Below are 13,120 nucleotides of genomic sequence, written 5' to 3'. Positions count from 1 at the left end.
ACGAATGACGACAATCGAAATCACAATTAAATTTAAATTCAATGGATTGGAAACAGTAATCTTATGAATAGCACCGACAAGCTCGATTCGCATACGCCGATGATGCAGCAGTACCTGCGCCTTAAAGCGCAGCACCCCGAAATTCTGCTGTTCTACCGCATGGGCGATTTCTATGAGTTGTTTTACGATGACGCCAAACGCGCTTCTCAACTGCTGGATATTTCGCTGACCAAACGCGGCGCTTCGGCAGGTGAGCCAATCCCAATGGCCGGCGTGCCGCACCACGCGATCGAAAACTACCTTGCCAAGCTGGTTCAGCTCGGCGAGTCCGTCGCCATTTGCGAACAAATCGGCGATCCGGCGACCAGCAAAGGCCCGGTCGAGCGCAAAGTCGTGCGTATCGTCACGCCCGGCACCATTACCGACGAGGCGCTGCTGCAGGAGCGCCAGGATAACCTGTTGGCGGCGATCTGGCAGGACGCAAGAGGCTTTGGCTACGCCACGCTGGACATCAGCTCCGGCCGTTTTCGCGTCGCCGAACCGGAAGACATTGAAACCATGGCGGCCGAGTTGCAGCGCACCAATCCTGCCGAGCTGCTTTATCCGGAAACCTTTGAACACATGGCGCTTATCGAGAAGCGCCACGGCCTGCGCCGTCGTCCATTGTGGGAGTTTGAACCCGAAACCGCACGCCAGCAGCTTAACCTGCAATTTGGTACCCGCGATCTCACAGGTTTTGGCGTGGAACAGGCCCATCAGGCATTGCGCGCCGCCGGCTGTCTGTTGCAGTACGTCAAAGATACTCAGCGCACGGCATTGCCGCATATCCGTGGCATCACCATGGAGCGTCAGCAAGACGGCATCATCATGGATGCCGCAACGCGTCGTAACCTTGAACTGACCCAGAGCCTGTCTGGCGGCAGCGACAATACGTTGGCGGCCATTCTCGATCGATCCGTAACGGCGATGGGCAGCCGTATGCTCAAACGTTGGCTGCATATGCCGACCCGCGACATCAAGGTGCTGAACAACCGCCAGCAGGCGATTGGCGCGCTGCAGGATCTGTATGCCGATCTGCAGCCTTCACTGCGGCAGGTGGGCGATCTGGAACGCATACTGGCGCGTCTGGCTTTGCGTACTGCCCGTCCGCGCGATTTGGCACGCATGCGCCATGCATTCCAGCAATTGCCGGATATTCACGCCCTGCTCCAGGGTGTGGAAACTCCGCATGTGCAACATCTGTTGTCGCAAGTCGGCCAGTTTAATGAACTGCAGGATCTGCTGGAACGAGCGGTGGTTGAAGCCCCGCCTGTGCTGGTGCGCGACGGCGGCGTCATCGCCTCCGGTTACAACAGCGAGCTGGATGAGTGGCGCGCATTGGCCGACGGCGCCAGCGACTATCTCGACCGGCTGGAGATCCGCGAACGCGAAAAGCTGGGGCTGGACACGCTGAAGGTGGGGTTCAACGGCGTGCACGGCTATTACATCCAGGTCAGCCGCGGACAAAGCCACCTGGTACCTATCCACTACGTGCGCCGCCAGACGCTGAAAAACGCCGAACGCTATATTATTCCTGAACTGAAAGAGTATGAAGACAAGGTCCTGACCTCCAAAGGCAAAGCGCTGGCGATCGAGAAAGGTCTGTATGACGAACTGTTCGATTTGTTGCTGCCCCACCTCGGGGAATTGCAGCAAAGTGCCGCTGCGCTGGCTGAACTGGACGTGCTGGCTAACCTGACGGAGCGTGCGGAAACGCTGAACTATACCTGCCCGACCATGAGCGAGCAGCCGGGCGTGCGCATTACCGAAGGCCGACACCCGGTGGTGGAGCAGGTGCTGAGCGAGCCGTTTATCGCCAACCCGCTGTCGCTGTCGCCTCAGCGTCGAATGCTGATCATTACCGGCCCCAACATGGGCGGTAAGAGCACCTATATGCGTCAAACGGCGCTGATCGTTCTGATGGCGCACATCGGCAGCTACGTGCCGGCTGCCAAAGCCGTTATCGGCCCGGTGGATCGTATCTTTACCCGCGTTGGCGCAGCGGACGATCTGGCCTCCGGCCGCTCTACCTTTATGGTGGAGATGACCGAGACCGCCAATATTCTGCATAACGCCACCGAGCACAGCCTGGTATTGATGGATGAAATCGGTCGCGGCACGTCGACTTACGACGGCCTCTCCCTGGCCTGGGCTTGCGCAGAAAACCTGGCCAGCCGCATTAAGGCCATGACGCTGTTCGCCACCCATTACTTCGAACTGACGACCCTGCCGGAGAAAATGGAAGGCGTGGTTAACGTTCACCTTGATGCGCTGGAACATGGCGACACCATCGCCTTCATGCATAGCGTGCAGGACGGCGCGGCAAGTAAAAGCTATGGTCTGGCGGTTGCGGCGCTGGCCGGTGTGCCGCGCGAGGTGATCAAACGCGCACGCCAGAAGCTGCGTGAGCTGGAGGCCATCTCCAGCCATACCGCCTCCGGAACCGTTGACGCCACACAGATGACGCTGCTGAATGAAGAAACCTCACCGGCGGTAGAAGCGCTCGAGGCACTGGACCCGGACTCTCTGTCGCCGCGCCAGGCGCTGGAGTGGCTTTACCGCCTGAAGAAGATGGTGTAAATCCGCCAGCGCTACGGGCATAAAAAAACGGTGAGCATTATGCTCACCGTTTTTATTTTGATGCGATTCAACTGCCGACGTTATTCGCGGAACAGCGCCTCAATACTCAGGCCCTGCAACTGCAGAATTTCACGCAGGCGACGCAAACCTTCAACCTGGATCTGACGTACACGTTCGCGAGTCAGGCCAATTTCACGGCCCACATCTTCGAGCGTCGCCGCTTCGTAACCCAACAGGCCGAAACGACGAGCCAGCACTTCACGCTGTTTGGCGTTCAGTTCGAACAGCCACTTAACGATGCTCTGTTTCATGTCATCGTCTTGCGTGGTGTCTTCCGGACCGTTATCTTTCTCGTCAGCCAGAATGTCCAGCAGCGCTTTCTCTGAATCACCGCCCAACGGCGTATCGACGGAAGTGATACGTTCGTTCAGACGCAGCATACGGCTGACGTCATCGACCGGCTTGTCGAGTTGCTCGGCAATCTCTTCAGCGCTCGGTTCATGATCCAGTTTATGAGAAAGCTCGCGCGCCGTGCGCAGATAGACATTCAGTTCTTTAACGATATGGATAGGCAAACGAATGGTTCGGGTTTGGTTCATTATCGCCCGTTCAATCGTCTGACGGATCCACCAGGTTGCGTAAGTTGAGAAACGGAAACCGCGTTCCGGGTCAAACTTTTCCACTGCACGGATCAGGCCGAGGTTGCCCTCTTCAATCAGATCCAGCAGCGCCAGGCCGCGATTACTGTAGCGACGGGCAATTTTCACCACCAGCCGCAGGTTGCTTTCGATCATTCGGCGGCGGGACGGCACGTCACCGCGCAGTGCACGCCGCGCAAAATAAACCTCTTCCTCTGCGGTAAGCAGCGGAGAATAACCGATTTCACCCAGATAGAGCTGCGTCGCATCCAATACACGTTGGGTAACGCCTTGAGACAGCAACTCTTCTTCCGCTAAATCACTCTCACTGGCCTCTTCTTCGACCAGTGCTTTTTCGTCGAATGACTCCGCTTCCGTTGCGTTCTCGTCGAAATCCGCATCATCCTGTAACTCGTTAACTTTCAGCGTATTTTGGTTCATATGCTGCTCCTACCCGTGATACCGCGAGCAGAATATCAGCGTATTCTGCCCAATCTATCGCTGCGGAAGAAAACGCAGCGGGTTTACGGATTTCCCCTTGTAACGAATTTCAAAATGCAAACGTACTGAACTGGTTCCGGTGCTACCCATGGTGGCTATTTTTTGACCCGCCTTCACTTCTTGTTGTTCCCGGACCAGCATTGTGTCGTTGTGAGCGTAGGCGCTCAGGTAATCATCATTGTGTTTGATGATGATCAGATTACCGTAACCCCGTAAAGCGTTGCCTGCGTACACTACGCGACCATCGGCGGTAGCGAAGATAGGCTGCCCACGGGAACCGGCGATATCGACACCTTTATTCCCACCTTCTGATGAGGAAAAGTTATCAATAATCTTACCGTCAGTTGGCCATCTCCAGCTACTCACTGGCGAGCTGTTACTGACGGTGCTGCTCACTGGTGGAGCAACGACCGGTGCGGTAACAGGTGCTGCTGCGGTGGTTGCCGCTACTGCACCCGCTGCAGGTAACATTTTACCTACATTCTGTTTACCCGAATTATCAGAATACGCGTTAGTTGATGGAGAATCAACCGTTGCAGTTTGTATCTGCGTAGTGGAAGGCGGCTTCGGAACACCGCCGCGGGTTGCGTCTGTCGCCGCCAGCATGCCACCGTTTCCGTTCGCAGAACCATTACCAAGCTGAATGCTTTGACCCACATTCAAACTGTATGGCTCAGGAATATTATTACGTTGCGCCAGGTCACGGAAATCGTTCCCGGTGATCCACGCGATGTAAAATAGCGTATCGCCTCGTTTTACCGTGTAGGTATTACCGCTGTAGCTCCCTTTGGGGATTGAATTGTAACTGCGGTTGTAAACGATACGCCCTTCAGGGCTGGCGTTTGCTCCGGCGTTGCCGGATGCAGCGGCTCCGCCACCGCCCACACTACTGATAGGGGCTGATGTCGATGCATCATTCGTACAACCCGCCAACCACAAACTCACCATCGTACACACCGCAACCCGGCGTAAAGTAATCATTGGGCTTCCCGTGCTCATGCTTCCCCCATGACAGCAATATCAGCGATATATCCAAAATACCCTTTACATCGTAGCTGAGCTTTTACCACTCTCTCAGTTTCTGCGATGAAAGGTGCCCGCGGCCGATCCCTGAATGCCAGGAAATCTCCTGCCGGAGCCTCAAAACAGCGCGCCAATGCTAACCACATTAGCGATGCCGCACCATAAGACAACTACGCAGAAAGGCAATTGTATTGAAAATTAACTTTATTGAAACGTTAAAACCTTAACCAGGCGTGATGAAAGTGCAACAGATTTCGTTTTACGCCTAAAATTCAGACAATCCTTAGGCCAGCTCACCCTTCACCAGCGGCACAAAACGCACCGCTTCGACGGTATCGATGACAAAATCATTACCCTGACGTTGAATACGCTTGAGAGTTTGGGTCTGTTCGCCCACCGGCAATACCAGAATGCCGCCGTCGTCCAGTTGCTCCATCAGCGCCGGTGGGATCTCCGGCGGCGCTGCAGTCACGATAATGGCATCAAACGGGCCGCGCGATGCCCACCCCTGCCAGCCGTCGCCATGACGCGTGGACACGTTGTGAAGATCGAGCTGTTTCAAGCGACGCTTGGCCTGCCATTGCAGCCCTTTGATACGTTCGACGGAACAGACATGTTGCACCAGATGCGCCAGAATAGCGGTTTGATAGCCGGAGCCTGTACCGATCTCCAGGACTCTCGACGTTGGCGTCAGATTCAACAATTCGGTCATTCGCGCAACCATATAAGGTTGGGAAATGGTTTGGCCTGAGCCGATAGGCAGCGCAGTATTTTCATAGGCTTTGTGTTCAAGCGCTTCGTCAACAAAGCGTTCACGCGGTACCGCCTCTATCGCTTGCAGCAACCGTTCTTCCTGGATCCCCTGTTGACGCAGTTGCGTCAGCAATGTTTGCATACGCTTGTTCACCATTCCCCGCCAACCCCTGCTTTGGTTAACCACGTTTTTACCACGTCCTGGGCCGCATAGGCGGTTAAATCCACCTGCAATGGCGTAATCGCCACATACCCTTGCTCCACCGCGGCGAAATCCGTGTCTGGCCCAGCATCAAACTTATCACCCGGCGGCCCAATCCAATAGAGGTTTTGCCCACGCGGATCTTGCTGGCAGAACACTTTGTCGGCCGGGTGACGGCTGCCGCAGCGGGTCACGCGAATGCCTTTGATCTGGTCCAGCGGTAAATCCGGTACGTTAATATTCAGAATTTTTCCCGTTCGCAACGGTTCACGCTGTAAAGCGCGCAGCACGCGGCAGGTGATCGCAGCTGCCGTAGCGTAATGCTGATGACCATTCAACGACACGGCCAACGCGGGCAAGCCCAAATGGCGCCCTTCCATGGCGGCCGCTACGGTGCCGGAATAAATAACGTCATCGCCAAGATTGGGGCCGGCGTTGATGCCGGAAACCACGATGTCCGGCGCAGGCTGCATCAGGGCATTCACGCCCAGATACACGCAGTCTGTCGGCGTTCCCTGCTGCACTGCAATGTCACCATTGGGCAACGTCAGGGTACGCAGCGGTGATTCCAGCGTCAGCGCATTCGAAGAGCCGCTGCGATTACGATCGGGCGCCACAACCTGCACCTCAGCGAATTCCCGTAGCGCCGCCGCCAGCACCTGGATACCAGGGGCGGTAACACCGTCGTCATTACTCAGCAATATCCGCATAAGTGGTTGTCTTCTTTTATCTCTCTCACCCACGCAGCGTTTCACGCAGCCTGGCATTTAAATACTCGCAATAGCCGCCCAAAAGGCGGTACTTAACCAGCAGATATTATGTTTACTCCCCCCGGCGTGTCCAGTAACCAAGGGGAAAGACGAATTTTGACCGTCCAGCCACTGGCAGGTCAAAAACCCCCCAAGTTTCACGGTCACCATTCGCCAGACGAAAAAAAACCTGCGTCTGCAGGTTTTCTTTATTACTCGCTAATGTCCGCGTCATTGCTCTCTTGCCGCATGATTTCGCGCACCACGCTGGTGGCAAAACTGCCGGCCGGCAGCCAAAAACGCAATTCAACGGTGGCATCGTCCCACCAATTCCACTGCATCTTTTGCGGCTGCAGCAACAATGCGCGACGAGCCGGATCAACGCGTTCCCGCTTTAACAACGCCATCAGCTCCGGCTGTTCCGCCAAACATTGTTGTTCAACGTTCAGCGCTTCCCCGGCGGTGCCCGGTTCGCCGTCGCCCGGCAACGGTGCGGTAATCAACAGCTCACCGGCATCCAGCCGCTGCTGCAACTCAGCCAGTTCGTCCGGTTTGGCGACAAACCAACTGCCGCGGCCGGTAAGTTGCAGCGCATCCCCTTCCAGCACCGTGCGGTGCTGTTGATTGGCCAAGCGTCGGCTGGCGATCAGGTTATACAGCGCGCTGCGGCTGGCGGAAAGATAAAAACTGCGCTTGCTGCGTTCTTTAACCCGGATCTCATCATTCGCCCAGCGACGCGCCATGACCAGGTTATTGCCACCGCGACCAAAACGCTGGCTGCCGAAATAGTTCGGCACGCCACCCGCCGCAATGACCTGCAGGCGCTGTTCCACATCCTGTCGATCGGAGATCTGACGCAGCACCAGAGTAAAAGCATTGCCTTTCAGCGTACCGATGCGCATTTTTCGCAGATGGCGGGCACTGGCCAGCACTTCGCAGCCCTCCAGCGAGAACTGGCTGAAATCAGGCGTTTCTTTGCCCGGCAGATGCAGGCAGAACCATTGTTCGGTCACCGCATGGCGATCTTTCAGGCCGGCGTAGCTGACCGAACGGGCGTGAATGCCGGCGAAACGCGCCAGATAATCGGCGACAAACTGGGTGTTACATCCGTTCTTGCGGATGTTCACCAGTACATGTTCGCCTTCTCCGTCCGGCTCAAAGCCCAGATCTTCCACCACCACGAAATCTTCCGGGCTGGCTTTCAGCACGCCTGTGCTTCGCGGCTGGCCGTGCAGCCAGGTCAAATTAGCCATATCCATGCGTTATTCCTTGATCAACAAGGCAACCGCTTCGCAGGCAATGCCCTCGCCACGCCCGGTAAAACCAAGCTGTTCGGTGGTTGTGGCTTTCACGTTAACGTCGTCCATATGGCACTGCAGATCTTCCGCCAGGAAAATGCGCATCTGCGGAATATGCGGCGCCATTTTGGGCGCCTGGGCAATAATAGTGATATCCAGGTTCCCCAGGCGATAACCTTTGGCGCGGATGCGTTTCCAGGCTTCACGCAGCAGCTCGCGGCTGTCGGCGCCTTTGAAGGCCGGATCGGTGTCCGGAAACAGTTTACCGATATCCCCAAGCGCCGCCGCTCCCAGCAGGGCATCCGTCGCCGCATGCAGGGCCACGTCTCCGTCCGAATGGGCCAGCAACCCTTTTTCATAAGGGATGCGAACACCACCGATCACCAGCGGCCCTTCGCCACCAAATTTATGTACGTCAAAACCGTGACCGATACGCATGATGCGCTCCTTAATCGTCTAACTGGGTTAAATAGAACGCCGCCAGCGCCAAATCCTCCGGCCGCGTCACTTTAATATTGTCCGAGCGCCCGGCAATCAGCAGCGGGTGATAACCGCAATGCTCCAGCGCAGAGGCTTCATCGGTGACCGTAGCCCCGTCGTCCAGCGCGCGCTGCAAACAAAGCTTGAGCAATTGCAGCGGGAAGAGTTGCGGCGTCAGCGCATGCCACAGGTCCTGACGTTCAACGGTATGAGAGATAGCTGCGTGGCCGGGCTCCGCCCGCTTCATGGTGTCGCGCACCATTGCCGCCAGAATGCCGCCAACGTTGCTGTGTTCGGTGATCGCCAGCAGACGATCGAGATCTTCTGCATGCAAGCAGGGGCGTGCGGCGTCATGCACCAGCACCCAATCGGCCTCGCCCGCCAGTTGCAACCCGGCCATCACCGAATCGGCGCGCTGCCGGCCGCCAACGGTCACCCGTACTCGGGGATCCTGGGCAATAGGTAACTGGCCAAACTGCCGATCCTCAGGACCGATCGCCACAATCACCTGCGGAATGCGCGGATGACGCAGCAGCGCGTGGATCGCATGTTCGAGAATGGTTTGCTTACCGATGGTCAAATACTGTTTCGGGCAATCCGCCTGCATGCGGCTGCCGATACCGGCAGCGGGCAGGACGGCAATCACCGAGGGAAAGGTGCCTGCAGAGTGATTCATTCGTTACTTTTGTACGTTATTTTGCGAGGAGGACGCCGCGTTGCGTCTTGATTGATCAGGAACCAGACGATAGAAGGTTTCACCGGGCTTAATCATGCTCAGTTCATTGCGCGCACGCTCTTCGATCGCTTCCTGACCACCGTTCAAATCGTCGATTTCGGCAAACAACTGATCGTTACGCGCTTTCAATTTAGCATTGCTGCCCTGTTGGAGCGCAACATCTTCATTGACCCGCACGTAATCGTGAACACCATTTTTACCCAGCCACAGTGAATACTGTAACCATCCGAGCAATGCCAGCAATAGCAGCGTAAGTTTTCCCATCTCCGCCCCCTGAAAAACCGACCAATCATCCCACAACTTTTCGTTGGACTCCACACTGAGAGCGGCATTCACCGCCAAATTCAGAGTAAGGATGAGAATTTACTGAGTTTATAACCTAAATTCGCGCTGAAAGCGGTAAAAAAAGCCCATTTCATGTCAGAAAAAACCTGCCGACCGCACGGTTTTTTCTCCTGTTATGCTTTTGGAAGTGTGCAGCAAGAAAAATGAGGTGGCAGTTTTACTCTGTTTACGCCGGTGGCAATGCCGGAAAACAGCATTTTAGCGCCGATGGGGCTAAATTCACCGTTCGGGGCGTGAGTAAGAGGAAAGGTTGCCGCAGCAGATGTTCACCCACCCGCCCCAAGCGCACATTCAGGCGTGTAAAGCAAAGTTTTGTAACCTTCAGCACCGCTTTGCAATGCTTCGGGCACGGTGGTTTGGCGCCCGGCAGCTCACCAGCCGGTCAGGAAACTGAATACCAGCCAGAACAGGCACAGCACGATCACGCCGGTCAGCAGCAACGTCAGCAGCAGCCTGCCGCGCAGCAACATGCTGAGCGTGATGCCAATCAGCACCGAAACCGGCATCAGAGCCAGGAAGAACGGCCAGGTGTAGAGCAGAAAGAACAGGGTGTTGGAACCGTAAACCAGAAACGGCACCGCGAACGCCAACCAGTAGAAAACAAAGCCGCAGACGCCGCCCAGGAAAGAATACGAGGGTTCCTCTTTTTCAAGCGTAGAGTCGATCAAGACAGGCGAGACATTTTGCATAGTAATCCCTGGTTATTCGGCGCGCTCTGCGGCGAGCTTAGCGTAAAAAGCGTATGGCGCAAAAACGCCACACGCTTTTTTGAATTCAGGGTTTGATAATAGCCCGGCCACGCAACACGTCTAACAATTGCGCAATCAAATTTGTTACCAATTGTTGGCCATCAAGGTGAATATCAGGCTGCTGCGGCGCCTCGTAAACCGAGTCGATCCCGGTGAAATTACGCAGCTCGCCGGCACGTGCTTTTTTGTACAATCCCTTGGGATCGCGCGCTTCGCAAATCGCCAACGGGGTATCGACAAACACCTCGATAAAACGATCGCTATCGAGCAGTTCACGCACCATTTGCCGTTCGGCGCGATGCGGTGAAATAAACGCGGTCAGCACCACCAACCCGGCATCCACCATCAGCTTCGCCACTTCACCCACGCGGCGAATATTCTCACGCCGATCGTCATCGGAGAAACCCAGATCGCGGCACAAGCCGTGACGCACGTTATCGCCGTCCAGCAGATAGGTGCTGACGCCAAGCGCATGCAGAGCCTGTTCCAGCGCGCCGGCAACGGTAGATTTTCCCGAGCCGGACAGCCCGGTAAACCACAGCACCACACCCTTATGGCCGTTGCGGGCTTCGCGATCCGCACGCGTTACCGCATGCGGATGCCAGACCACGTTGTCATCATCCGGCCCGGTGGGCCGTTGTTGATCCTCGGTCACGTTATTTGCCCCCAAGCAGGTCACGCGCACCCCAATGCGGGAAGTGCTTGCGTACCAGGGCGTTCAGTTCCAGCTCGAACGCGCTATGGTCTCCCGCCAGCGCTTGCGCACCTTGCAAGGTTTCGCGGATCAATCCGGCGCCGACCGTAACGTTGCTCAAACGATCGATAAAGATCAGCCCGCCGGTATCATGGTTGCGCTGATAGCTGTCCAGCACCAGCGGCTCGTCAAAGGTCAGTTCCACCAAACCGATGCCGTTCAACGGCAGGGTATCCGCCTGATGCTGCGCCAGCGAGTTGATTTCTACCTGGTGGCGAATGCCTTCCACACGCGCTCGGGTCTTTTTACCCGCGATTTTGATGTCATAGCTCTGGCCCGGCAGCAGCGGCTTCTCAGCCATCCACACCACATCGACCAGTGCGCTTTGCGCCGCCTGCAGGGTTTCTCCGGCATCGACCAGCAGATCGCCGCGGCTGATGTCCACTTCATCTTTCAGCACCAGCGTAATGGCTTCGCCCGGCACCGCCTCCTGCAAGTCGCCATCAAAGGTGACGATGCGCGCCACGGTGGATTCCACGCCGGAAGGCAGTACCTTCACACGTTGGCCCACGCGCACCACACCGGCCGACAGCGTGCCCGCGTAGCCGCGGAAATCCAGATTCGGTCGGTTGACGTATTGCACCGGGAAGCGCAGCGGCTGCGCTTCACGCTCGCTGATCACATCCACGGTTTCCAATACCTGCAGCAGCGTAGGGCCGCTGTACCAAGGCATATGCACGCTTTCGGTCGCGACGTTGTCGCCGTCGAGCGCCGACAGCGGCACGAACTTGATGTCCAGATCGTTCGGCAACTGCTGCGCAAAGGTCAGATAGTCCTGCTTGAACTGCTCGAACACCGACTCTTTATAGTCCACCAGATCCATTTTGTTGACCGCCACCACCAGATGACGAATCCCCAACAGCGTAGCGATAAAGCTGTGTCTGCGGGTTTGATCCAACACCCCTTTGCGGGCGTCGATCAGCAGGATCGCCAGATCGCAGGTCGAAGCGCCGGTCGCCATATTGCGGGTGTACTGCTCATGTCCTGGGGTATCGGCGATGATAAATTTGCGTTTTTCGGTCGAGAAATAGCGATAAGCCACGTCGATGGTGATGCCTTGCTCGCGCTCGGCCTGCAGGCCGTCCACCAGCAGCGCCAGATCGAGTTTCTCGCCCTGAGTGCCGATGCGCTTGCTGTCACTGTGCAGCGTTGACAACTGATCTTCGTAGATCTGGCGTGTATCGTGCAGCAAGCGCCCGATCAGGGTGCTTTTACCGTCGTCGACGCTGCCGCAGGTCAGGAACCGTAACAGGCTTTTATGTTGCTGCGCGTGCAGATAGGCTTCTACTCCGCCCTGGTCAGCGATTTGCTGGGCAATTGCCTGGTTTTGCGAAACTATAGTCTTCATCCGGCGGCTCCTTAGAAATACCCTTGACGCTTCTTCAGCTCCATCGAGCCGGACTGATCGCGGTCGATCATCCGTCCCTGGCGCTCACTGGTGGTAGATACCAACATCTCTTCGATGATCTCCGGCAGCGTTTCCGCCTCCGATTCCACCGCGCCGGTCAGCGGCCAGCAGCCCAGCGTGCGGAAGCGCACCATGCGTTGGCTGATCTCTTCGCCCGGCTGCAGATCGATACGATCGTCGTCCACCATCAGCAACATGCCGTCACGCTCTACCACCGGACGCGGTGCCGCCAAATACAGCGGCACGATGTCGATTTTTTCCAGGAAGATGTATTGCCAGATATCCAGCTCAGTCCAGTTCGACAGCGGGAACACGCGAATGCTCTCACCCTTGTTGATCTGGCCGTTATAGTTGTGCCACAGCTCCGGTCGCTGGTTTTTCGGATCCCAGCGGTGGAAGCGGTCGCGGAAGGAATAGATGCGCTCTTTGGCGCGCGATTTCTCTTCGTCACGGCGCGCCCCACCAAAGGCGGCGTCGAAGCCGTACTTGTTAAGCGCCTGCTTCAGACCTTCGGTTTTCATGATATCGGTGTGCTTGGCGCTGCCGTGCACGAACGGGTTGATGCCCATCGCCACGCCTTCCGGGTTTTTGTGTATCAGCAGTTCAAAGCCGTATTCTTTCGCGGTGCGATCGCGGAATTCGTACATTTCGCGGAATTTCCAGCCGGTATCCACATGCAGCAGCGGGAAAGGCAACGTGCCTGGGTAGAACGCCTTACGCGCCAGGTGCAGCATCACGGAAGAGTCTTTGCCGATGGAATAGAGCATCACCGGATTGCCGAATTCAGCGGCGACTTCACGGATGATATGGATACTCTCCGCCTCCAATTGCCGCAAATGAGTGAGTCGTTTTTCGTCCATAACAG

Annotated in this window: 13 protein-coding genes; 1 reads left to right on the top strand and 12 read right to left on the bottom strand. The window is 56.5% G+C overall.

Features of this window, described 5'->3' with window-relative positions; all coding sequences use genetic code 11:
- The first annotated feature begins 63 nt into the window (after positions 1-63).
- Positions 64-2,619, top strand: a complete 2,556-nt coding sequence (gene mutS, locus ACTJJ1_RS13205) for a DNA mismatch repair protein MutS (protein WP_409443539.1) — start codon at positions 64-66, stop codon at positions 2,617-2,619.
- Between the two features lie 80 nt (positions 2,620-2,699).
- Here the strand turns inward: mutS and rpoS are convergent, their stop codons facing one another.
- From rpoS to cysD, 12 genes are all read right to left on the bottom strand, one after another.
- Positions 2,700-3,698, bottom strand: coding sequence for an RNA polymerase sigma factor RpoS (gene rpoS / locus ACTJJ1_RS13200; RefSeq protein ID WP_004950287.1), 999 nt, complete (start codon positions 3,696-3,698; stop codon positions 2,700-2,702).
- Between the two features lie 54 nt (positions 3,699-3,752).
- The gene (gene nlpD, locus ACTJJ1_RS13195) at positions 3,753-4,739 is read right to left on the bottom strand and encodes a murein hydrolase activator NlpD (protein ID WP_062791335.1); all 987 of its coding nucleotides are present in this window, start codon (positions 4,737-4,739) and stop codon (positions 3,753-3,755) included.
- 325 nt (positions 4,740-5,064) lie between these two features.
- Entirely contained in the window at positions 5,065-5,691 is a 627-nt protein-coding gene (locus ACTJJ1_RS13190) for a protein-L-isoaspartate(D-aspartate) O-methyltransferase (protein WP_006323650.1), read from the bottom strand.
- Positions 5,685-6,446, bottom strand: coding sequence for a 5'/3'-nucleotidase SurE (surE, locus tag ACTJJ1_RS13185; RefSeq protein WP_006323649.1), 762 nt, complete (start codon positions 6,444-6,446; stop codon positions 5,685-5,687). Before surE ends, ACTJJ1_RS13190 begins: the two co-directional genes overlap by 7 nt.
- 251 nt (positions 6,447-6,697) lie before the next feature.
- Entirely contained in the window at positions 6,698-7,744 is a 1,047-nt protein-coding gene (gene truD, locus ACTJJ1_RS13180) for a tRNA pseudouridine(13) synthase TruD (RefSeq protein ID WP_440833987.1), read from the bottom strand.
- Between the two features lie 3 nt (positions 7,745-7,747).
- Positions 7,748-8,221, bottom strand: coding sequence for a 2-C-methyl-D-erythritol 2,4-cyclodiphosphate synthase (gene ispF / locus ACTJJ1_RS13175; protein WP_004950274.1), 474 nt, complete (start codon positions 8,219-8,221; stop codon positions 7,748-7,750).
- Between the two features lie 10 nt (positions 8,222-8,231).
- Complete coding sequence (gene ispD, locus ACTJJ1_RS13170) at positions 8,232-8,939, bottom strand: 2-C-methyl-D-erythritol 4-phosphate cytidylyltransferase (protein WP_004950273.1); 708 nt, start codon at positions 8,937-8,939, stop codon at positions 8,232-8,234.
- Positions 8,940-8,942: 3 nt separating this feature from the next.
- Positions 8,943-9,263, bottom strand: coding sequence for a cell division protein FtsB (ftsB, locus tag ACTJJ1_RS13165; protein ID WP_004950270.1), 321 nt, complete (start codon positions 9,261-9,263; stop codon positions 8,943-8,945).
- A 452-nt stretch (positions 9,264-9,715) separates the two neighbouring features.
- Positions 9,716-10,033, bottom strand: a complete 318-nt coding sequence (locus ACTJJ1_RS13160) for a DUF3561 family protein (RefSeq protein WP_004950268.1) — start codon at positions 10,031-10,033, stop codon at positions 9,716-9,718.
- Positions 10,034-10,118: 85 nt separating this feature from the next.
- Positions 10,119-10,748, bottom strand: a complete 630-nt coding sequence (gene cysC / locus ACTJJ1_RS13155; RefSeq protein ID WP_004950265.1) for an adenylyl-sulfate kinase — start codon at positions 10,746-10,748, stop codon at positions 10,119-10,121.
- Position 10,749: 1 nt separating this feature from the next.
- On the bottom strand, positions 10,750-12,195 hold the full coding sequence (cysN, locus tag ACTJJ1_RS13150) for a sulfate adenylyltransferase subunit CysN (protein WP_004950264.1): 1,446 nt from the start codon (positions 12,193-12,195) through the stop codon (positions 10,750-10,752).
- 11 nt (positions 12,196-12,206) lie between these two features.
- A complete protein-coding gene (gene cysD, locus ACTJJ1_RS13145; protein ID WP_004950261.1) occupies positions 12,207-13,115 on the bottom strand; it encodes a sulfate adenylyltransferase subunit CysD in 909 nt (302 codons plus the stop codon).
- Positions 13,116-13,120: the final 5 nt, after the last annotated feature.

The sequence above is a fragment of the Serratia sp. 22264 genome, from assembly GCF_052045345.1.
Classification (GTDB): domain Bacteria; phylum Pseudomonadota; class Gammaproteobacteria; order Enterobacterales; family Enterobacteriaceae; genus Serratia; species Serratia plymuthica.
The sequence above is the reverse complement of the archived record's forward strand: the minus strand, read 5'-3'. Positions and strand labels throughout refer to the sequence as shown.

Coding starts and splice junctions, on each gene's coding strand:
- mutS (WP_409443539.1), top strand. CDS start 64: ATGAATAGCACCGACAAGCTCGATTCGCATACGCCGATGATGCAGCAG.
- rpoS (WP_004950287.1), bottom strand. CDS start 3,698: ATGAACCAAAATACGCTGAAAGTTAACGAGTTACAGGATGATGCGGAT.
- nlpD (WP_062791335.1), bottom strand. CDS start 4,739: ATGATTACTTTACGCCGGGTTGCGGTGTGTACGATGGTGAGTTTGTGG.
- ACTJJ1_RS13190 (WP_006323650.1), bottom strand. CDS start 5,691: ATGGTGAACAAGCGTATGCAAACATTGCTGACGCAACTGCGTCAACAG.
- surE (WP_006323649.1), bottom strand. CDS start 6,446: ATGCGGATATTGCTGAGTAATGACGACGGTGTTACCGCCCCTGGTATC.
- truD (WP_440833987.1), bottom strand. CDS start 7,744: ATGGATATGGCTAATTTGACCTGGCTGCACGGCCAGCCGCGAAGCACA.
- ispF (WP_004950274.1), bottom strand. CDS start 8,221: ATGCGTATCGGTCACGGTTTTGACGTACATAAATTTGGTGGCGAAGGG.
- ispD (WP_004950273.1), bottom strand. CDS start 8,939: ATGAATCACTCTGCAGGCACCTTTCCCTCGGTGATTGCCGTCCTGCCC.
- ftsB (WP_004950270.1), bottom strand. CDS start 9,263: ATGGGAAAACTTACGCTGCTATTGCTGGCATTGCTCGGATGGTTACAG.
- ACTJJ1_RS13160 (WP_004950268.1), bottom strand. CDS start 10,033: ATGCAAAATGTCTCGCCTGTCTTGATCGACTCTACGCTTGAAAAAGAG.
- cysN (WP_004950264.1), bottom strand. CDS start 12,195: ATGAAGACTATAGTTTCGCAAAACCAGGCAATTGCCCAGCAAATCGCT.
- cysD (WP_004950261.1), bottom strand. CDS start 13,115: ATGGACGAAAAACGACTCACTCATTTGCGGCAATTGGAGGCGGAGAGT.